Origin of the sequence: Schaalia radingae (assembly GCF_900106055.1) — a bacterium.
GTDB lineage: Bacteria > Actinomycetota > Actinomycetes > Actinomycetales > Actinomycetaceae > Pauljensenia > Pauljensenia radingae_A.
In genome coordinates, this window is sequence record NZ_LT629792.1 from 2305908 (window position 1) to 2327840 (window position 21933).

Below are 21933 nucleotides of genomic sequence, written 5' to 3' on the forward strand. Positions count from 1 at the left end.
TTTGTTCGTCTTCAGTATGGCCCACTGCGTGTGCATCTGCGAACCACTGCCGCGATGATCACGTTAACACCAAGTGGTCAATCAGACTTTCAATGTTCGCGCAATAACGTACACTGGTGAGGAATTCGCACAGGGATGACCCTGACGACTAATGAAGATTCGACACGATGACGACTGTCGGAACTGGGAGTATGACGTGACTTTGACAGATCAGGAAGCACAATCTTCGCACGAACAACAACGCGCAGATATTGACGCTGCACACACGGCGCTGGGAATTGAACTGGGTTCCACCCGCATTAAAGCTGTTCTTATCGACTCACACTTCCAGGTGATTGCCCAGGGTGGATTCGAATGGGAAAACAAGCTGGTTGACGGATTGTGGTCCTATGGGCTGGCCGACGTGGAACGAGGCGTGCAGACCGCCTACCGCGCGCTAGCCGACACCGTGAAGAAGGAATTCGACGTCACGCTGACTCGCGTCGGCGCGATCGGCATTTCCGCCATGATGCATGGCTACCTGGCCTTCGATGCCGATGGCAAACAGCTGGTGCCGTTCCGGACGTGGCGCAACACAAACACGGGGCCTGCCAGCGAAAAGCTCACTGAACTGTTCGACTTCAACATTCCGCTGCGCTGGTCGATTGCTCATCTGTACCAGTCGATTCTCAACGAGGAACCGCACGTCACGGACGTAGCGAAGATTCAGACCCTCGCGTGCTACGTCCACGAACGTCTCACGGGTCGTCACGTGCTGGGCGTGGGCGACGCCTCGGGCATGTTCCCCATCGATTCCACCACCGTTGACTATGACCAGGAGCGACTGCAGCAGTTCCGCGACCTCGTCGCAGAAAAAGGCTTCCAGTGGGACGTTGCAGACCTGCTGCCCACAGTTCTGGCAGCGGGCGACGATGCAGGTGAACTTACCGCCGAGGGCGCACGCTTCCTCGACCCCAGCGGTAACCTCGAAGCAGGAATCGCGATGTGTCCTCCTGAAGGCGATGCAGGCACCGGCATGGTGGCAACGAACGCTGTCGCGCCGCGCACTGGTAACGTTTCGGCCGGCACGTCCATCTTCGCGATGGTCGTCCTTGAGAAAGCCCTGAAGAAGGTGCACATTGAGCTTGACCCTGTCACAACGCCCGACGGCTCCCCGGTTGCGATGGTGCACTCCAACAACGGTTCCAGTGAGCTGGATGCGTGGGTGAAGATCTTCCGCGAGTTCGCTGAAATTGCCGGCGTCGATATTCCCAAGCCACGCGTTTACGACCTGCTGTACGAGCATGGCCTGACCGGCGATCCCGACGGCGGCGGCCTGGTCGCCTTCAACTTCCTGTCCGGCGAACCGATCGTCGGCGTGGAAACCGGTCGACCCATGTTCGTCAACCCGCCTGCCTCCACATTCAACCTGGCAAACTTCATGCGCACACAGCTCATGACGCCGTTCGCCGTGCTGCGCCTGGGCATGAACATTCTGACTGAGGACGAGGGTGTCCAGGTGGACCGCTTGTTCGCTCACGGTGGCCTGTTCAAGACACCGATCGTCGCGCAGCAGTTGATGGCTGGCGCTTTGGGTGTGCCCGTTGCGGTTGGAAAGAGCGCCGCCGAAGGTGGAGCATGGGGCATCGCAATCCTGGCGAAGTTCCGCGCAGACCGTGCCAATGGGGATGCTCAGTCCCTGCCGGACTATCTTGCCGAACGCGTCTTTGCCGACACCGAATCCTCGGTCATTGATCCTGTCGCCCGCGATGAAGAAGGTTTCGAGCGCTTCCTGACCCGCTACCAGGCGGCCATCAGTGTTCAGCAGGAAGCCGGCCAGGCACTCTCCACTCACTCGCAGCACGAATCAAATGACTGATCAAAAGGATTCGCGTCCCAATATCGTCCTGATTTGTGTCGATCAGTGGCGGGGTGACTGCCTCTCCAGTCTGGGCCATCCGGATGTTCAGACCCCCTACCTGGACCGTTTGGCTGGGATGGGCGCGCAGATGTCGCGTACGTATTCCGCGGCTCCAACATGCGTGCCGGCGCGCATGTCACTCATGACGGGCATGAGTCCTCAGTCGCACCGACGCGTCGGCTACCAGGACGGCGTCACATTCGACGTGGCTCCCACCTTGCCACAGTGTCTGAAAGAGGCCGGTTACCAGACGCAGGCGATCGGGAAAATGCACTACTGGCCCGAACGCACGCGAATCGGATTTGACGACGTCCAGTTGCACGACGGCTACCTTCATGTCTCACGCGATCGCACACGCGATGTGGCGTGGTACGACGACTATCTGCCGTGGCTGCGCGACCAGGAGGGCGCAAACGCTGTCGAGGATTACATTGATTCCGGCCTGGAATGCAATTCCATCGTTGCCCGTCCGTGGGACAAGGCAGAACGTCTCCATCCGACGAACTGGGTTGTCAGTGAGGCGATCCGCTGGATGTACCGGCGCGATCCTGACTGTCCATTCTTCCTGTACCTGTCCTTCCACCGCCCGCACGCGCCCCTCGACCCGCCTGCATGGGCGTTCGAGCAGTACGATTCGGCCGAGCTGACTGATCCTCCCGTGGGCGACTGGGCTGATGAGCTCATGGAAGATGAGCAGCGCGCCTGGGATCCGACAGCACTTGCAGCCGTCTATCATCCGCGGTCCGTGCATCGCGCGCGTGCCGGTTACTTCGGACATATGACCCATATCGACACTCAGGTGTCACGATTCCTGCAGGCTCTGTTTGAATTCGGCGTTGACTCCAACACGTATGTGGTCTTTATTTCCGATCACGGCGACATGATGGGCGACCACCACCTGTGGCGCAAGGGTTACCCCTACGAAGGGTCCGCTCACGTGCCATTCCTCGTGAGAGGTCCCGGCATCCCTGCAGGAGCGCGCGTCGACCAGCTGACTGAACTTCGCGATCTGATGCCCACCTTGTTGGATCTGGCTGGCGTACCTGTGCCTGAGGGCGTGGATGGACGGTCACTGGCACCGTTCCTGCGTGGACAGGACGCGTCATGGCGCACTTACATCCACGGTGAGCACACGTTATTCGGCCAGTCACTGCAATGGATTGTCTACGAGCATTTCAAGTATGTGTGGTACTCATCGTGGGGCACCGAACAGCTTTTCGATCTGGCCGACGACCCGCACGAGCTTCACAACCTTGCTTCAGATCCGCACTACGAGTCAGCGTTGAAGAAAGCGCGCGGCTACCTCATTGCCGAACTCGAAGGTCGTGAGGAAGGGTTTGTTGACGAGGGAGACCTGGTGACTGGGCGACCTGTTCATGCCGTCCTGACTCAGCCCCATCCGCCGCTGGATGAGGGCCGGTAGGCGGCTAGCGTGGCGAGCTCGGTGACGATGACTCGTCGAGCAGTGCGCGCAGCCACGTGAGCTGCTTGCTCCCTTCACTATCTGGCCACCTTCGTGCTGATTGAAGGGGTAGACGACGATTTCGGGGGCGTCCCCGGTCTGCGATGCATCAGTCCTGCCCCACCAGTTTCGCGCCGCAAACACGGTCGAAGGTGGGCAGGTCATATCCATCTCCTCTGTTGAAAACAGAGCCGGCGTGTCGGCAGTGACTCGCTTCGCCAGGTTCACTGCGTCGAAGTAGGACAGCGTGGTGAACACCGTGGCCACCTTGTGGCGCATGATCGACAGGTAGCGGGAGATTTCCTCGTAGGGTTCCTGTCCCGTCATGCCCACGGCGCGTTCCAAGTGGCACAGGAACGGTACGTCCGGCATGGCTGCGAAACCCGGTGGTTCAGTGCGGTCGCTGCAATTGTGAGGCCGCCGCCCTAGCTTCCTCCGGCAGTGATGATCCGGTCCAGGCGTCGCTATGCGGCCCTGGCACTTGCCGACAGAGTTTGTCGCTGAGGGGTTCCTACAGGTTGAGCTGGATGGCTCGTCCCGGCACTGCGTCGATCAGCTCGCGCGTGTAGTCCTGCTTGGGGTGATCGAACAGTTCGTCGGACGGTGCCGCCTCGACGAGCTTGCCGTGCTCCATCACCACCACGTCATCAGCGATCTGACGCACCACCGCCAGGTCGTGCGTGATGAACAGGTAGGACAGCGAGAACTGTGCCTGCAGGTCATTAAGCAGGTGCAGAATCTGGTTCTGCACCAGCACGTCGAGGGCAGAGACAGCCTCGTCCAGCACAATCACTTCGGGCTTCAGTGCCAGGGCGCGGGCCACGGCTACGCGCTGACGCTGCCCACCGGACAGTTCGTTCGGATAGCGCCGCATGACCGAGCGCGGCAGAGCGACCAGGTCAAGCAGTTCCTGGGCCCGTGCGATGCGCTCCTTCTTGTTTCCGATCTTATGAACCTTCAGTGGTTCCTCGATAATGCGGAAGATCGAGTACATCGGATCCAGTGACCCATAGGGATTCTGGAAGACAACCTGGAGCTTGCGGCGCAACTCAAACAGCTCTTTGGATGAGAATTGCGACGTGTCCTGCCCTTTGAAGAACACCTTGCCTTCGGTGGGAGTGAGCAAGTTGAGCACCATGTTGGCCACAGTGGACTTACCGGAACCGGATTCACCCACCAATGCCAGGGTTGTGCCCTTGCGCAATCCGAACGTGACGTCGTCAACGGCGCGCAGTTCCTTGGCTTCGCCGCGCGCACCGCGCACGTCAAAGACTTTCGTCAGATGTTCGACGCGCACGATCTCCTCGGTGGAGGACGCACCTGCTCCTGTACCGGTGAGTTCTTCGTCCGTCACTTTCACGCCGCGGGCGTGGGCGGACTCGATACGTGCCGATGCGAGCGAGGGGGCCGCCGACACCAGTCGCTTCGTGTACGGATGCTGCGGATGCTGCAGGATCTCCAGCGCGGGCCCGGATTCCACGATACGTCCGCGGTGCATGACGACCAGCTGCTCGGCGCGTTCAGCCGCCAGGCCAAGGTCGTGAGTAATGAACAGGACAGCTGTGCCCAGCTCACGAGTCATTGTGCCCAGGTGGTCAAGGATGCGGCGCTGAACTGTCACATCCAACGCGGAGGTCGGTTCGTCGGCAATGAGCAGCTTCGGGCGGGCAGCCAGACCGATCGCGATCAGGACGCGCTGGCGCATACCGCCGGAAAATTCGTGTGGGAACTGCTTGGTCCTCTTGCCGCCACCGGCAAGTCCGGCCTCTTCAAGCAGGTCTGCCACGCGCTGACCCACCTGCGAGGTGGGGACCACGTTGTTGGCCCGCAGAGCCTCACCGACCTGCTTGCCGATACGGGTCACAGGGTTGAGGTTCGTCATCGGGTCCTGTGGGACCAGACCAATACCGGATCCACGCAGCTTCACCCACTCTTTGGTGGACAGATGCGTGGTGTCCTTGCCGTCAAATTCAATGCTTCCGCCTGTGACTTCACCGGTGCCGGGCAGCAGGCCGATGATCGCAGAGGCAGTCGTTGACTTGCCGGAACCGGACTCACCCACAATTGCCACGGTCTGGCCGGGGTAGATCGTCAGGTTGACTCCGCGCACGGCGGGAACTTTGCCGGTGGACGTGGTGAACGTGACTTCAAGGTCTTTGAGCTTGAGCAGCGGTTCAGCGTCATCTGGGTGGATGTCGCCTTGGTCTCGTGAATGCTCATTGACCACTTCTGGCGCATCGGACATGACAGTGCGGGTGACCAGCTTTTCGAGGCGTTCGTCTGTCAGCTCAGCGTCGGTCGAGTCACCCTCGTCAACGTCGGGCATAAAGCGGTTGTCACCCGAGTCGGAACTGGCCGGGTTGGGTGTGACCGGTCGCGACGCGGCGAACGTGGGGTCGTCGGGGTCAGGTGTCAGATCTGGATTACGTGGAGTTGTCACTTCTTACGCGCCTTCGGATCGAGGGCGTCACGCACGGCGTCGCCCATCATGATGAAGCTCAAAACGGTCAGTGCCAGCGCGATAGCCGGGTAGAACAGAACCATGGGCTGAACGCGCAGGGATGCTTGTGCCATCGAAATGTCGCCACCCCAGGACACCACGGACGACGGCAGACCGATACCCATGAATGACAGGGAGGCTTCGGCAACGATGAATGTTCCCAGTGCCACGGTTGCGTAGACGATCACCGGTGCCATTGCGTTCGGCAGGATGTGGCTGACCACGATATGCCAGCTCGATGCGCCGGTCGCGCGCGCTGCCGTCACGAATTCCTCGTTCTTGGTGGACATGACGGCGCCGCGGGTGATGCGCGCAATCTGCGTCCACCCGAAGCATGCCAGCACCAGGACGACCATCCACACATTGCGGTTGTCGCGGAACATCTGCATGAACACGATTGCGGCAAGGAGCAGCGGAACCGCGAAGAAGATGTCGATAATGCGGGAGATCACAGCGTCAACCCAGCCACCGAGGTATCCGGCGAGGGCGCCCAGCGATCCGCCGATCAGGACGACGGCGATGGTCGTGAAGACACCGACCGTCACTGAGGCGCGAGCACCGTAGATGACGCGCGCGTAGATATCGCAGCCCTGTCGTTCGAAGCCGAAGGGGTGCCCGGGACCGGCTGGTTCAAGTGAATTGCCCAGTTCGCAAAAACGCGGGTCCTGTGAGGTGAACAGCTGCGGCACGAAGGCCATGAGGAGCGCGATGAAGATGATGATGGCTGCCACCCAGAACATGGGGCGCTTGCGCAGCTGCTTCCACGCTTCACCCCACATGGATGAGGGTGCTGAATCGTCAGCTACGGCGTCGACGGCACCCAGGCCGGTCTCGTCAATTTCAGAGACGTAGTGCTGTTGTCCATGGCGAGTGCGCTCAATGGACGCGGAAGGAATCAGATTCTCACTCATAGCGGATCCTCGGGTCGAGCCAGGCGTACAGAAGGTCAACGATCAGGTTCGCGATGATGTAGACAAGCACGAGCACAGTCGTGAAGGACACCACCGTTGCCGGCTCGCCCTTGATGACTGCTTGCCACAGCGTGCCGCCTACACCGTTGATGTTGAAAATGCCTTCTGTGATGATGGCGCCACCCATGAGGGCGCCGAGGTCACCGCCGAGGAATGTCACGACGGGGATCAGTGAGTTGCGCAGAATGTGGCGGCGCATGACCTGTCCGTTCGACAGGCCTTTTGCCCGCGCAGTGCGCACGAAGTCGGCCGCGGTGTGTTCAGACACTGACTGGCGCGTCAGTCGCAAGACGTAAGCCAGCGATTGGGCGCCCAGTACTATCGCCGGCATCAAAAGATTGGTGATCGTAGTCTTACTGCCCACCGTCGGTGGCAGGATGCCCCATTTCACGCCGACCAGGAACTGGAGTACGAAGCCGATAACGAAGGTCGGTACTGAGATGACCACGAGGGACAGAACCAGAACCGTTGAGTCGAAGAAGCCGCCTCGGCGCATGCCGGCGATGACACCGAAACCCACACCGAGGATCGCTTCGAAAAGCAGCGCCATCACTGCAAGCTTGATGGTGATGGGGAAGGCTCCCGCCATTACTTCGGCAACTGGACGACCCGAGAAGGTGGTTCCGAAATCGAGAGTGAAGACGCCCTTGAGGTACAGCAGGTACTGCATGTACAAAGGCTTGTCGAGGTTGTATTCCGCACGGATACGCGCCTGTACTTCCGGGTTGAGGCCACGGTCGCCTCCCAGGGCGGCAACGGGATCACCAGGCATCAGGTACACCATTGCGAAAATCAGGAACGTGGCTCCGAAGAAGACCGGGATGATCTGGAGGAGCCGTCGTCCGATATATCGGGACATTGGGTATTTCCTTCGGGGTGGACAGGACATGCTCGCCCCTCTGATTGCTCAGAATCGCGTGCATGTGTGCTACAGGATCACGGAGCTGACGCCTCGCGATCGTTTCGGCCACTCACCTTTTGCCGTGAGACCTGCCAACGTCGAATGTTCAACATCGTGCAAACTTCACGCCAAAATATGCAAGCTTCGCTTGGTGAGCGTATCACTAATTCTTTTAGTCTTGGGAGCCGAGTCGACTCTTGAGCGGCATTCGCGTCACTTTTGCACTGTATGACCCATCACATCAGAGACATGTTTGTGCAGGTCACTCGGTTGGACGTGAACATAGTTCTGTGGCGAACAGGGCATTCCTGGTCGCCACAGAACTATGTAGTGCTGATCTATACGGAGCAGATCACTGCTTGGTGATCAGGTAGTACATCGGAACGCTGTGCCAGTCGAATTTCACGTTGTCCACGTTCTCCGACCAGCCGGCGACCACGTTCGAGTACCACAGCGGGATTGCCGGCAGATCCTGGAAGAGGATCTCCTGGGCCTGATCCAGCAGCTTGTTGGACTCTTCCAGCGAGCTTGCGCCCGAGGACTTGGTCAGCAGTTCATCGAATGCAGGGTTCGAATAATTGCCGTCGTTCGCACTTGCGCCGGTGGCGTAAATCGGTGCCAGGAAGTTGTACTTACCGGGGTAGTCAGCCTGCCATCCGGCTCGCATGGCTCCCTTGATGGCGCCGTTGGTGACGTCGTCACGCAGTGACTTGAAGTCCGGGTAGGGGTTGCCTTCCGCTTCGATTCCGAGGGTGTTCTTGATGGAGTTGACCGTTGCGTCAACCCAACCCTGGTGACCGCCGTCAGAGTTGTAGGCAATGGTGAACTTGCCTTCGAACGGAGCGATGGCCTCAGCCTGTGCCCACAGTTCCTTCGCCTTGTCGGCATCGTAGGTCAGAACCTCGCTGCCGGGGATCGAGTCGTTGAAGCCGTCAACGACTGGTGAGGTGAAGTCCTTGGCAGGGGTGCGGGTACCGGAGAAGATCTTCTCGGTGACTTCTTCACGATTGATCGCGTAGGAGATCGCCTGGCGACGCAGCTTGCCTTCTTCACCGGTGAAGTGCTCAAGGTCGTTCGGAATGGTGAATGCCTGGAAGATAGCAGCAGGCTGGTTCACCGAGCGCCCGTTGAGCTCGCTTTCGTAGGTCTGGAATGCGTTTTCAGGGATGGCGTCCAGCACGTCGAGGTTGTTGCCCACGAGGTCCTGGTAGGCCGCGTCCTGCTTGGCGTAGAAGGTGAAGTGGAGTCCACCGTTCTGCGGAGTGCGCTCACCCTTGTACTCGGGGTTCGGGACCAGTGAGAAGCCTTCGTTGTGAACCCATGCGCCTTCGCCGTCAGCCATGTAGGGGCCGTTGCCGACCGGGTTCTCGCCGCCGGCTTTAGGATCAGCCAGAGTAGAGTCGGGCAGCGGGTAGAAAGCTGAGTAGCCCAGACGCTGTTCGAAGTCAGCTTCCGGCTGCTTGAGCTTGATGGTGAAGGTGGTGTCGTCCACGACCTCGAGGCCGGTCAGATCGCCGTTGCCTTCCTCATCGGCACCTTCGATGGGTGCGAAGAAGTAAGCGGAGAGCATGGCCTCTTTTGCACCGAGCTTCCATGCCTCAACGAAGTTCTTGGCCTTCAGATCGGAGCCGTCAGAGAACTTCAGGCCTTCCTTCAGTTTGACGGTGTAGGTCTGATGGTCGTCAGTTTCGATGGACTCGGCCATTTCCATGTGGCTTGCGCCTGTCTCATCGTAGTAAGTCAGTCCGGCGAACAGCACGTCAAGAAGACGGCCACCGCCCGTTTCGTTCGTGTTCGCAGGGATCAGCGGGTTCTGAGGTTCAGATCCGTTGACCTCGACAATGCCGCCTGATGCTGCGGCACCGCTTTCACCACCGTTTCCTGATTGGTCGCCGCTGCCGCCGCCACATGCGGTCAGTGCAAGGGCGAGGGCGGCCGGAACCGCCAGCCATGTTCTCTTAATCCTCATGGGATGCCTCCTGATTTTTATGCAGGTGCTTCTGGGCCGCTGTGTCACATACACAGGACACGGATGCCAGATGTCACAGACACTATCGATCAATCTGCCTCAAAGCGTTGAGAGTTCACCATGTGGAAGCTACAATTTGGTCACGAATTATCACGAAATGATCAAGAACTCGTCTTCATCATTGGAAACAAGCCGAAAGCTCACGTGGTGTCGTCGCGTCACTTTGAGACAAACCCTCATCTTTGCCTCAACTAATTGTGTCTGACTTCACACACTTTGGTCAAGACTTCGCCATGGGACCGTCACCAATTGATTTGTGACTACCCTTGAGTGCATGAAACCCAGCGCTGCAGGTCACGTCATCACGTGCGGAGAGGCACACGCGACGGCACTCCGCACACCGGAGCGTCGCATCACGCAACCGCCTGACGCACTACGTATCGGCATCAGCGGCGGAATCGGTTCCGGTAAGTCGGCGGTGGCGGATGTTTTTGCCCGCCGCCATGCCACTGTTGCAGATGCAGACCAGATTGCCCGGGAGATCGTCGCACCCGGTTCGCCCGCCCTGCACGACATTGCGCAGGCGTTCGGCACGGATATCCTCAACGCTGACGGCTCGTTGAATCGTCCGGCGCTGGCACAGCTCGTTTTTTCTGATCCGGCGCGGCGCACCCGCCTGGAGGCATTTACTCATCCGCGTATTGCTCGCGAGTCGGCGCGCATACTCGCCAGCGCACCGCCCGGCACCTTCGCTGTCTACGACGTTCCTCTGCTGGTCGAGGGTGGCCTGGCATCCACCTTTGACGTCGTCATCATGGTGGGTGCTCCGGTGCAGATCCGAGTCGAACGCCTCGTGAGCCGTGGTCTGACAGCTGACGATGCCCGCGAGCGCATCGATTCTCAGGCAAGTGAGGCTGAGCGACGGGCGGTGAGCGATGTGTGGATCGCGAACACGGGCACGGTCGCTGACCTCAATCAGGTGGTCGACCGACTCATCGATGACTGGCTGACACCACTGCTGTCATAAGCAGGCTCCCCACGCCACCAGATGGCAGTGTGGGGAGCCTGACCAGATCCTTATCTGTCAGTGCGTATGACGGCGTCGTCGCGTCGCCACCATCACGGCGCCCGCCATGCCGATCACGCTGACCGCTGCGAGCAGACCGCCATCAGCGCCGGTGGCTGACAGGTGACGCCCTCCCGCAGATACGTTTGGCGATGCACCTGGTTGCGCTGATTGACCCTGGCCATGGTTCTGATCGGTGCTCGGCTCGACGGGCTGAGTTCCCGGCTCGGTCGGCTGAGTGCCCGGCTCGGTCGGCTCACCGACAGGCACCGCTGTGAACGTCAATACCGGTGAGATCACTTCACCACCATTGACATCACTGACCACCACGTACCAGCTATGTGTCCCCACCGGCACATCTTTCCACGTCGCACTGGCAGTGCCAGGTGTGGTAACACCCCCGGCAGTTCCAATGAGGCGGGTGGACAGCACGTCCGCGGAGAAGGTGTCCGTGCTGAGCACGCGCTGTGAAGGTGTGATTCCCAGCTGCGCATATGAGACATCGAAATGCTGGTACTCATACGGATTGTCAGCGCTGCCCAACAGCCCCTGATCATCGGAATTGTAGCGCTGCAGGGAAGGTGAGTAGGTGCGTACCATCATGCGCTGGCCATCGTTGTCGAAATGCAGCAAGCGCAGGTAGCCCTGGCCACCCTCGGGAAGTGCCTGGTAGTCGAAGAGCATCGATGTCACGGTGCGCTCCGCTACGCCGTCCCCATCGTCATCGAAGCTGTCCGTGCGGGTGAACGCATCGTGGTAGTGCCCCGACATCACCATCCGCACATTCGGGTTCGTGGCGACGACCTCATCAAGGATGCGCTGCGGGATCGGACCGAGCCCACCGGTCGTCAGCATGAATTCGTGCAGGTCGATGATTGCGATGCGGTCCGGGTGAGCGGCCAGCACCTGATTCATCCATTCAATTTCCGCGTCCCCTGGTCCCCAGCCCTGGTAGACGGCAATGAAGTCGATGCCTCCGGCGGAGAACAGATCGAAGTGTCCGCGGTTGTCCTCATATGAGCCGCCGTACCACGGGTTAGCAGCGAAGCGTGCCTCACCGAAGTTCTTCGAATACTCCGAGTAGTCGTTGGCAAGGTGGCCAACATCGTGATTTCCTGCCAGAACGCCATAAGGGAATCCCGCCTCATCGAGCGTGCGATACGCCGGATTGGCACGGTCCCACTGATGCTGCTGGTCGAAGTCGTCGATAATGTCACCTGTGTGGAACAGGTACTGGATATTCATGTTGGCCCGCTGATCCAGCAGGTACTGGTGGATGGCGAGCTGATGTGGGTAGTAGTCGTCGCGCTCGTTGTAGTACTGCGTGTCCGATTCCCAGGCGAGCGTGAAATCGTACGTGGAGCGCGCCTCGTCGTCGGCGTGTGCGGGAGTCACGGTGGACTCACGAGTCGTCAGGTTCTTCCCGGCCCACCCGTCGGAATGCTGGATCAGCACGGTAATCACACCATCATGAGCATACGTATCTGTCTTGACGAGGGCGTCCATGTCAAATTTTTCGTACGCACCATCTGCTGCAGACGCGGCGCGCGTGCTGGCCGAATCCGTGCCTGGGCCAGTGATGTGGCGGTCGACCTCATCCCAGGATCCGTCAGCGGCGCGCACGCGCATCGACACCTGAGCGTTCCGTTCAGCCTGTCCGGACCAGTGCACACGCACCGTGCTGCCAGCGTCGCTGTCGCTGACAGGAATCTCGAACAGTTCGTACGGGAAGGCATCATCTGAGGTGACCTGTTTGACCACGTCATCATTCTGGGCAAGCTGCTCGATCTCGTCACTGGTGAGCGGACGAGCTAACTCACGCTCAGCTTGGGCAGCGTCATTCACTGTTCCGGAGGCGGTGCGAATGGTGCTGTTGTCCACGCGATCGCCTTCGTAGAATTTTGCGGTGACCTGGTCGCCTGCTTCATCATCCACGTGGGCGCTCAGTACCACATCGCCGGCTTCCACACGGGCACCATCACCAGGAGTGAAGGTTGCAACCGTGGGGTCTTCCACGGGCGTCGTGAAGTGGGTGGTGACAGTTGCGGAGTTCCCCAGTTTGTCGACGGCAATGACGGTCAGTTCGTGGTTGCCGGCCGGCAGTGTCGTCGACGAGGTGGTCAGCGGAAGGGTGATGTCCTTGCCGTCGAGTGTTGCGCTGAGTGAATCCAGTCCAATCCCACTGTCAGTGGCGGTGGGATTGACGGTGATGTCACCCTGGAGCAGGGCGCCCTCGTCAATGTGTGTCTCGATGACCGGAGCCGTGTTGTCGACCCGCAGGACGCGTGTGACGTTGTGCTGGGTGCCGTCCACTGTTGCCTGCGCGGTGATGGTGTGCGTGCCGTCTATTGCTGTCGTGGTGTCCCACGCGTGGCGAGCGCCGGTGAACGCGTCGTCAGGAATGTCGAACGTCGCGTCAAAGAAATCGTGCTTGCCTGTGGAATCGCCCATGCGCAGCCATTGTGTGGCATCGGAGTATCCGCGTGGGGTGAGCGTGCGTCCGTCCGGCAGGATCAGTCGCAATGCACGCACATCGAAATCGTCGTTGTTTTCGTTCTCGTCGATCCCGGGTTTGGCTTTGGTACCCGCGTAGATCGAGGCGGTTACGGTCTGTCCGTCCATGTAGACCAGGGGAACGGGCGTCGAAATGGTCGTGATCTCGCTGTAGGTACCCTCATCGAAAATCGTCAGGATATCGCCATTGGGGGCCAGCACGCCGTTGCGGAAGAACGTGTCAGTCTGCGTGGCTTCGAAGGCGAAGACGGGCTCACCTTCCAGTGAGGCTTCCGTCAGCACGTTCGTGCCATCGATCGTCATCGTGATTGACGAGGGGGCATCGGTCGCCGCAATCAGGTCGGTGGTGCCGGACACCCAGTCATTGTCGGCGTGGTTGATACGCAAGGGGTCAGTGGCTACTCCCTGGATGGCAACTCGTACGGGAGCGGTGGTTTTGGTGAAGGTTCCGTCCGTGTAGGTCAGCGTGTAGTCGAACCAGCGTTTGCCGGTCATGTCAGCGGCAGGCACCTCGAAGGTGAAGTGCGTGACGTCTTCGCTGTCATGTGTCAAGTTGATCGCGCGCGAATCTTGATCGGCGCTTGACTTCATGTTCAGTGTCACCGTCTTGACGCTGGTGTTGTCCGTGATGGTGAAGTCGAATGTCAGTGGCTGGTCGGCGCGAACTGTGGATGGGGTGACATCTGTCAGCGCCGGTTCCTGCGTGTCTGCGGCCAGCGCGACCAGGGGCCTGGGGAGCTGGGCAGCCATCAGTGTGCCCGGCGATGCCGAGTGAGTGCCAATGCGGCCCTGTGTGGTGAGGTCGTCCGTGTTCACGCAGAAATGGAATCCCTTGTTGTATTCGACCTCTTTGCCGTTCATGTTGTAGTAGGCCCGGTTAATGACCGTGCCGGTATTCGTCTGGATCTGCATGCCGCGAGCGCCACCATTGGCCATGCCACCTGAGTAGATTTCCACCAGGTCCTGGCCCATAGTCAGCGACGTACCCCACTGCTTGTTGAAATCGGCTGCGCCCAGATCATTGTTGTTGCCGTTCCTGATCCAGAACACCAGGGTTTTTCCGGGTTGGATCACGACATTGTCAGGGGTGGAGGGCCACAGTGCCGAGCTCTTCGAATCGGGGTACAGGTAGCTGAGCGTGTAGTTGGAGAAATCGATGGGCTGGTCGGTGGTGTTGGCAATCTCAATGAACTCATAGCCATCTGAGCCGGACACGTTATCTGTGTCGGGTACGAGTTCGGTGATCATCAGAGGTGCTGCCGTGTCAGGTGCGTCCTGTGCCGACGTGGGGTCATCGGGGTCTGGCTGACCTGACTGGTCGCCGGGATCCGGCTGAGAGGTGCGGACGAACTGTTCGTCGCGGACAGTGCCAGGTGTTGCAGTGGCCTGCGACGCCAGCAACGTCATCGACTGGGTGTCTGATACGGCGAATTCTGCGACTTTGTTGGCTCCAACGGATCCGGCCGGGTAGTACGACCACGATTCGATTTGCCCGTCTTTGAGGACCCGGATTCCGCGCTCACCTTTATTGGCCATACCTGCCTGGCCGGTGATGCGCACAATCCTGGCGGTGTTGCTCATGGACCAGTTGGTGCGAAAATCTGCGTCCGTGCGAGCAAAGGAATCGAGGTTCTTCGCCGTGTAGGACAGCCACATGATGATTGTTTCGCCTGGGCTGAGGGTCAGGTTGGCGTCGTCAACCGTCAGTTGTTTGTCCTGGGATCGGTCATCGGAATCGGCGTAAGTGTAAGCGAAAGAGTACTTCTGTTCAGCAAGGTTGATCGCCGCATCCGTCGTGTTGTGGATTTCGAAGTATTCGTATTCGTCAGAGCCGGTATTGTCGGGCGCAATCTCCGTGATCATGAGCGGCGGAGCGGTGGCCTCAGCCTGTGCCGGGCCACCGCTCCACGCGCTCGTCATCATCAGAGCTGCCGCCACTCCCATAATGAGGGCGCGAGGTCGAACTGAAAACATGTGTATGTACTCCATCAGTCAGCAAAAATCACTATGACTTCACTGACGCTAATGACGCAGTTCAACCACCCGGTAAACACTGCCTAACGTGTAGGTCTACCGGTGTGTGAGCCTTCTTTCCTTTATTCGAAAACCTTCGCGATCTGGGGACTTTGGTCGATGTAACCCTCCAGCACGCGGCGTGCCACGGCAACGGAATCGACCAATGGGTGGTTGGCCATTGCGCGCCATGCAAGGGTGCTGTCCCCCTGCGTTGCCGCTTCGATCACGAGTTCCTCACACCCCTTGACGGTGGTGATGAGTCCGAGTTCGGGACCGGTCACAGGCCGCACGTGCTGCGGATGAACTCCGTCAGCGTCGACGCGACAGGGCACTTCAATCACCGCGTCTTCGCGCAATTGCGGCACGATCAGATCACCGTCCGCATCCGAGTTGCCCACACCCAGGATCATGCGTGCGCGTGTGCCGGTGGTCAGCGAGTTCATCAAATCGAAGGCGACCTGCTGGTAGCCACCTGCGGCGATGTCTTCGTCACGACGGTTGGCGCGGTCTTCCTCATCACGGGATTCGGCCATGTAGGTCGCTTCGCGCTCGTCATGGACCCTGGTCCATGCGGCTGCGGCATCGTGGTCGCTCGCTCCGGCGGCTTCGTCATAGAAAGCGCTTTGCTGCTTGTCGAGGAATTCGCCGCGTGTAGCCTTTTCCTGCCTGATCCGGGCGACTGATTCGCGGTTGAGGTAGTAGTAGAAGAGGTATTCGTTGGGCAACATTCCCAGTGCGCGCACCCACTCAAAACCGATTGTGCGTGCCTCTTCGATGTGATCCAACGCGGCATCGTCGGCCAACAGGTCAGGCAGACGATCTGTGCCGTCCAGTTCCAGCGACCGCAGCCACCCTAGGTGGTTCAGGCCCACGTAGTCGAATGTGAGACGAGGATCGTCCTGGTCAACCCAGTGATGATCGATGCCTGCCGCCGCGCTGACACGGCGCACCAGTCCGATCGGCGTATCGCAAATACCAATCACACGGGAGCCCAGTTCGCGCCGCATCGCCTGAGTAATGATTCCGGCAGGATTCGTAAAGTTGATGACCCACGCATCGGGAGCCACCTCGCGCACTGCACGAGCCAGTTCCATCGCGATGGGCAGTGTACGGAACGCATAGGCATAGCCACCCACCCCGACCGTTTCCTGTCCGAGGATTCCTTCGGCCAGCGCAACACGCTCGTCAGTGACACGTCCGGCTGTGCCGCCCACTCGTATGGCTGAGAAGACGAAGTTGGCTCCCGTGAGGGCCTGGCGCAGGTCGGTGGAGGCGGTCAGTGTCGGTGGATGGGCGAAATCCATTCCGCGGATGACCGCCATCATGACGTCGAGCCTGCGCTGATCGATGTCATAGAGGGCCACTTCGTCGACGTTCAGGCCGCTATGAGGCCCCTTGCCCTCGCGTGCTGCTGAAAGAACTTCGATGATCTGCGGGACGCGGAATCCGCCTCCGCCTGCAATTACAAGTTTCATGCGCTGATCACTTTCGTGTTTGTTCCCTCAAGCTCTGCCAGTGAGGGGGTGGTGGATATTTCGGCGGTCGTCACAACACCCGTCAAGTCACTGAGATGGCACACGGTCAGCAGGCCTGATCCCGGAAACTTGTCCGATGACGCGACGGCGAAGGTTTGTTCAGAATGCGCGATGATTGATTTCTTGATGGGCACTTCCATTCCGGTCGAATCCATCAAAGCGCCGGAATGGCGGATACCCGAGGTGCCAACGAATGCGATGTCAGCTCTGATTGCCTCCAGTGCATGTTCAGTGAGGCTGCCGACCAGTGACAGGTAGTTTGTTCGCAACACACCACCCAGTACGACAAGCGTTGCTTCACATTCGCCTCGCAGTTCGTCTGCGACAGCCAGGGAGGCAGTGACAACGGTCACGTCGCGATGCCTGAGATGGCGGGCCACCATCACGCCGGTGGTGCCGATGTCGATGAGGACGACCGACTGATCGGGTACGAGGGCTGCAGCTGACCTGCCGATACGATCCTTCTCTTCGGCTGATCGCATAGCAACCGTGGCAAAAGGCAGGTCCTGTGTATCGTGAGGGGATTCGCTCAGGGCTCTAAAGCTGGGTACACCGCCGTGAATTCCGCCGCCGCGCACGCGCGTCAGTGCGCCTTGCTCATCCAGACGGTTCAGGTCGCGCCGAATCGTTGACTCGGAGGTACCGAAGTGCTGTGCCAGATCGGATACTGACATACTGCCGCGGTCATGTACCAAGTCAAGGATTCTGGCACGACGCTGATAAGCCAACATAGTGCCAATTATAACGAAATTCTTTCAATTGTGAGCAATATTGGTCATTTGCAAGCACAATGCGCCGAAATATCGCTACAGTGTGATGAGAACAAGATCACGTTCAGTTCCACATTGGCAAGGAGGCATCCGTGGGCACTGTGTCGTCAGATGGATCAACCTGCGTCATTGGCCCTGTCTTCCTTGACGTTGTCATGTCGGGACTTGCAGGCCCCCCGCGCCCAGGTGAAGAACAATGGGTATCAGGATGCGCCATCACTGCAGGTGGAGCAGCAAACCAGGCCATCGCTATTGCGCGTTTACTTCAGGCGCCTGACACAGACGATTCCTCCCGTCCACGCCTAGTCACCACTATCGGCCAGGATCGAGCAGGTCATCTGGTGGCCGACATCCTGACCAGTGAAGGTATTGACCTGAGGTGGGCGAGCAGATGTGACCGCCAGAATGTCACGACGTCGCTGGCATTCAACGGTGACCGGGCAATGGTGACCTATGGCTCGGAGAGCGTCTCACTGTTGGCAGATGTCATCCAGGGGGATCACCCGGCCGCCCTCGTCGCTGACATGAATGCGATTAACGCCAACCACGACAGCATTGCTCAGTGGGGTGATGTGTGGGTGCTGGGCGATGTTGGTTGGGACCCAAGCGGGCAGTGGGATATCAACAATCTGCGCGGCCTTGACGTCACCGATGTGTTCACTCCCAACGAGACTGAAGCGATGCGGTACACACGCACCGACAGCGTCGAGGAGGCAGCCCGGGCACTGTCGAAGAAGGTGCCGCTGGTGGTTGTCACCTGCGGGCCGAGGGGAGCTGTCGCCTGCGATGGAACGGACCTGTTCACGGTCCCGGCCCTGGATATCCCTGTTGTTGACCCGACGGGAGCCGGAGACGTGTTCTCAGCGGGCCTGACCTTCGCTCACCATGCGGGGCTCCAACCGCGCGCCGCAGTTTCCCTGGCAATCGCTGCCAGTAACTACACGGTTCGCTTCCCCGGCGGCTCATCCAGCGCGCCGACCGGCTCCGACCTGCACCACTGGGTCACGAGCCTTTCGCGAGACCTCACCAAGGGACTTGACCTGACTTTTCTTGATGTACTCAACGTTTAAATGACACGACCGAAAGGATGTAACACGATGAAGTATTCTTCTCACGGCTCGGCAATGGTTGCCGGACTGGCGTGCCTGGCACTGATGGCGGGGTGTGCTCCCAGCGGCGGAAACGGAGGCCAGACCAGTGGCGACTCCGGCTCCCAGTCGACGGCAGCATCCGAAGTATCAACCGATATTTCGAACGCCCCCGAACAGACGCTTGTGGTGTGGGACCAGGAAGTGCGCGGCGGCCAGAATGAACAGATCGAGCGCCTGAACAAAGCGTTCATGGAGAAGTACCCGAACATCACCATCGAGCGCAACTCCCAGTCCTTTGACGATCTGCAGACCACACTGCGACTGGCTCTGACCGGCGCGGATGCGCCTGACGTTGTGCAGGCCAACAACTCGCGTTCCATGATGGGCCAGTTCGTCCAAGCTGGACAGATCCAGTGCCTCGACCCCTATGTGGAGGCCTACAAGTGGAACGAAACCTTCGCTGAAGGCATCCTGGCGAACTCTTCGTACTCCTCTGATGCCACCAAGTTCGGTGAAGGCTGCGTCTACGGCCTGCCGCAGGTCGGCGAATCAGTGGGGATCTACTACTCGAAGGCCAAGCTCGCTGACCTCGGCCTGAAGGAGCCCACAACCTGGCAGGAACTGGCCGACCAGCTGCCGACCATCAAGGAAGCCGGTGAAACACCGCTGATGCTCGGTAACGTCGAGAAGTGGCCGGGACTGCACGTCTTCGGCGTCGTGCAGGGCGCACATGTGGACGCAGATACCGTGCGTTCGCTCGGCTTCGGTAACGCAGGTGCTTCGTGGAAGACACCGGAAAACGTTGCTGCCGCCACGCAGATCCAGGAATGGGCCAAGAACGGCTTCTTCAACGACGGCTTCAACGGCGCTGACTACGACAGCACTTGGCAGGATTTCGCCGGCGGCAAGGGCGTGTACCTGATTGCCGGTTCATGGCTCGCACCTGACCTGCTCGAAGCGATGGGTGAAGATGTCGGCTTCATGCTGCCGCCAATGGCCGAAGGAATGGATGCGCCGCAGACCACCGGCGGCACCGGATTGCCGTTCGCCATCACGTCAGCCGCGAAGGATGTCAACGTCGCTGCGGCCTACATCGACTTCCTGACGAACGCCGATGCGATGAAGGTTCTGGCTGAAACCGGAAACGTGCCCGTCAACGATACGGCTACCTACGCCGCCAACGAGAAGGGCGTCGTGGCCGATGTCATGAACGCCTTCGACACGTTGACGAACTCCGGCAACGTTCTGCCGTACCTCGACTACGCCACCCCGACCTTCGATCAGGTTCTTGGTGACGCACTGCAGGGACTGCTTGATTCGCAGATCACCCCTGACCAGTTCGTCGACACTCTGGAGACGGCGTACACCGAATTCACCAACCAATAATGCAGCCGGTCGCCCTCGTTCGTCTTTCATGATCAACGAGGGCGACCCGTCCGCTTTTTATATCCGTTCGCGTGTACATTGAGGAGGCTTCGATGACCAACCACACCGGCGGTGCACAGACAGCGACCGCCACCAGTTCACGCCCCGCACGTGGACGCAACAGGTCACGCGCACAGTCACGGTGGGCCATGTCGATTGCTCTGCTGGCACTGCCAGTGCTGGTGTACGGCGCATTCATGCTGTACCCCATCGGTCGCGTCATCACCCTGTCGTTCTACAAGTGGGATGGCCTGGGCGTAGGAACATGGGCAGGGTTCAACAACTACGTCACAACATTCACCGACCCCAGGCTGTTGGACGCCTTTTGGCATGCTCTTGTCCTCATCATTTTCTACGCGGTGTTCCCACTGATCATCGGCCTCGTCCTGGCGACACTGCTGACACGCTCAAGCGTGCGCGGGCTCGGATTTTTCCGAACCGTCGTCTTCCTGCCACAGGTCATCGCCATGGTGGTGCTGGCCATTTCGTGGCGTGAAATTTACGCGCCCGACGGGCTGCTCAACCGTGTGCTCCGGGCGATCGGTCTGGGCGGACTTGCCAGGCCGTGGCTCGGTGACTACTCGACGGCGCTGATCGCCGTGGGCCTGATCGGCACATGGGTGTCCACCGGCCTGGTCACCGTCCTGCTCATGTCCGGAATTGCGCGCATCCCGCGCGAATACTACGAGGCAGCCATGCTTGACGGCGCTGGGTGGTTTCGCCGCTTCTGGTCCGTCACTATTCCAAGCGTGCGTGGTGAAATCCTCGTCTCACTGACCCTGACGGTGATCGCAGCGCTGAAGACATTCGATCTGGTCTACATGACGACATCGGGCGGCCCCGGCACATCCACAACCGTGCCGTCCTACGAGGTCTACAACCAGGCGTTCCGACTCGGACAGGTGGGAACGGCCTCGTCACTGGCGGTCGTACTAACACTGGTGATCTTCCTGATCAATCTGACCATCAACCTGTGGGGGGAAAAGGACCAATGAAAACTTCTCCCGCTGAAAAAGTTGTCAGCTACATCGTGTTGATCTTCTTTGCGCTGCAGTCCCTGATCCCCATTCTGTATGTCCTGTTCCTGTCGTTGAGTTCAGAGAAAATCAACGACTCGTCGTGGGGACACATCGAGAACTTCGCGAAGGCGTGGAGCCAGGGTAAGTTCTCGCTGTACATGAAGAACTCGGCGATGATCGCCGTGGTTGTCGTGACGTCGGCACTGGTGCTCTCACTGATGAGCGGCTACGTGCTCGGCATTTTGCGCCCGCCTGGCTCCAACGTTCTGTTCTACGTGTTCCTCCTGGGCATCATGGTGCCGTCCGAAGCGATCATCCTGCCGTTGTTCTACGATCTTCGCACCCTCGGACTCACCGACACGCTCTGGGCGGTGGCGCTGCCACAGATTGCGCAGTCACTGGCATTCGGCACATTCTGGATGCGCGCGTTTTTCCGCTCAGTTAACCCATCCATCCTGGAGGCTGCCCGGCTTGACGGCGCCGGTGACATCCGAATCCTGTGGTCGATCCTGCTTCCACTGGCACGTCCCGCAATCGTGACTCAGATTGTGCTGACGTTCATGTGGACGTGGAACGACTTCCTGATCCCGCTGGTCATGTCACCGACCGGCAGGGTGCGCACCGCCCCGTTGAGTCTGGCATTCTTCCAGGGCCAGTACACCACCGGATCCACGCTCCTGGCAGCCGGAGCGGTTCTTGTTGCGTTGCCTATGGTGATCCTCTTCCTCGCCCTGCAGCGCAGCTTCATTTCCGGAATGACCGAAGGAGCAGTTAAAGGCTGATATTTGACCGTG

General features: G+C 59.5%; 14 protein-coding genes and 1 pseudogene. 7 read left to right on the forward strand and 8 right to left on the reverse strand.

Annotated features, from left to right (window positions below; translation table 11 throughout):
* The first annotated feature begins 196 nt into the window (after positions 1–196).
* Both BLT69_RS10210 and BLT69_RS10215 read left to right on the forward strand, forming a co-directional pair.
* On the forward strand, positions 197–1858 hold the full coding sequence (locus BLT69_RS10210) for a xylulokinase (protein ID WP_257590329.1): 1662 nt from the start codon (positions 197–199) through the stop codon (positions 1856–1858).
* Positions 1851–3323, forward strand: coding sequence for an arylsulfatase (locus BLT69_RS10215; protein WP_058237536.1), 1473 nt, complete (start codon positions 1851–1853; stop codon positions 3321–3323). Before BLT69_RS10210 ends, BLT69_RS10215 begins: the two co-directional genes overlap by 8 nt.
* Positions 3324–3416: 93 nt before the next feature.
* Here BLT69_RS10215 and BLT69_RS11285 read toward each other — a convergent pair.
* The 5 genes and pseudogenes from BLT69_RS11285 to BLT69_RS10240 form a co-directional block, all read right to left on the reverse strand.
* Positions 3417–3734, reverse strand: a pseudogene (locus BLT69_RS11285) (acetylxylan esterase); the annotation flags it as partial.
* A 139-nt stretch (positions 3735–3873) separates the two neighbouring features.
* Positions 3874–5607, reverse strand: coding sequence for a dipeptide ABC transporter ATP-binding protein (locus BLT69_RS10225; RefSeq protein ID WP_058237928.1), 1734 nt, complete (start codon positions 5605–5607; stop codon positions 3874–3876).
* Positions 5608–5798: 191 nt separating this feature from the next.
* Positions 5799–6773: an ABC transporter permease gene (locus BLT69_RS10230; protein WP_058237537.1), complete on the reverse strand. Its 975-nt coding sequence runs from the start codon at positions 6771–6773 to the stop codon at positions 5799–5801.
* Positions 6766–7692 (reverse strand): ABC transporter permease, encoded by a 927-nt coding sequence (locus BLT69_RS10235; protein ID WP_058237538.1) that lies wholly within the window; start codon positions 7690–7692, stop codon positions 6766–6768. Before BLT69_RS10235 ends, BLT69_RS10230 begins: the two co-directional genes overlap by 8 nt.
* Before the next feature lie 394 nt (positions 7693–8086).
* Complete coding sequence (locus tag BLT69_RS10240) at positions 8087–9703, reverse strand: peptide ABC transporter substrate-binding protein (protein ID WP_058237539.1); 1617 nt, start codon at positions 9701–9703, stop codon at positions 8087–8089.
* Positions 9704–10037: 334 nt separating this feature from the next.
* Between BLT69_RS10240 and coaE the strand changes: the two genes are divergently transcribed.
* On the forward strand, positions 10038–10730 hold the full coding sequence (coaE, locus tag BLT69_RS10245) for a dephospho-CoA kinase (protein WP_092648986.1): 693 nt from the start codon (positions 10038–10040) through the stop codon (positions 10728–10730).
* A 57-nt stretch (positions 10731–10787) separates the two neighbouring features.
* On the opposite strand, the gene BLT69_RS10250 is transcribed toward coaE, so the two are convergent.
* The 3 genes from BLT69_RS10250 to BLT69_RS10260 all read right to left on the reverse strand — a co-directional run bounded on the left by BLT69_RS10250 (position 10788) and on the right by BLT69_RS10260 (position 17565).
* Positions 10788–15257, reverse strand: coding sequence for a lamin tail domain-containing protein (locus BLT69_RS10250; RefSeq protein ID WP_162272400.1), 4470 nt, complete (start codon positions 15255–15257; stop codon positions 10788–10790).
* Positions 15258–15379: 122 nt separating this feature from the next.
* Positions 15380–16774, reverse strand: coding sequence for a family 4 glycosyl hydrolase (locus BLT69_RS10255; RefSeq protein WP_058237541.1), 1395 nt, complete (start codon positions 16772–16774; stop codon positions 15380–15382).
* A complete protein-coding gene (locus BLT69_RS10260; RefSeq protein WP_070725441.1) occupies positions 16771–17565 on the reverse strand; it encodes a DeoR/GlpR family DNA-binding transcription regulator in 795 nt (264 codons plus the stop codon). The genes BLT69_RS10255 and BLT69_RS10260 overlap by 4 nt, the downstream gene beginning before the upstream one ends.
* 131 nt (positions 17566–17696) lie before the next feature.
* Between BLT69_RS10260 and BLT69_RS10265 the strand changes: the two genes are divergently transcribed.
* The 4 genes from BLT69_RS10265 (at position 17697) to BLT69_RS10280 (ending at position 21921) form a co-directional block, all read left to right on the forward strand.
* Complete coding sequence (locus BLT69_RS10265; protein WP_092648988.1) at positions 17697–18674, forward strand: carbohydrate kinase family protein; 978 nt, start codon at positions 17697–17699, stop codon at positions 18672–18674.
* Positions 18675–18701: 27 nt separating this feature from the next.
* Positions 18702–20081: an ABC transporter substrate-binding protein gene (locus BLT69_RS10270; protein ID WP_193599957.1), complete on the forward strand. Its 1380-nt coding sequence runs from the start codon at positions 18702–18704 to the stop codon at positions 20079–20081.
* Between the two features lie 92 nt (positions 20082–20173).
* A complete protein-coding gene (locus BLT69_RS10275) occupies positions 20174–21115 on the forward strand; it encodes a carbohydrate ABC transporter permease (RefSeq protein WP_058237930.1) in 942 nt (313 codons plus the stop codon).
* Entirely contained in the window at positions 21112–21921 is an 810-nt protein-coding gene (locus tag BLT69_RS10280; protein ID WP_070725436.1) for a carbohydrate ABC transporter permease, read from the forward strand. Before BLT69_RS10275 ends, BLT69_RS10280 begins: the two co-directional genes overlap by 4 nt.
* The last annotated feature ends 12 nt before the right edge of the window (positions 21922–21933 follow it).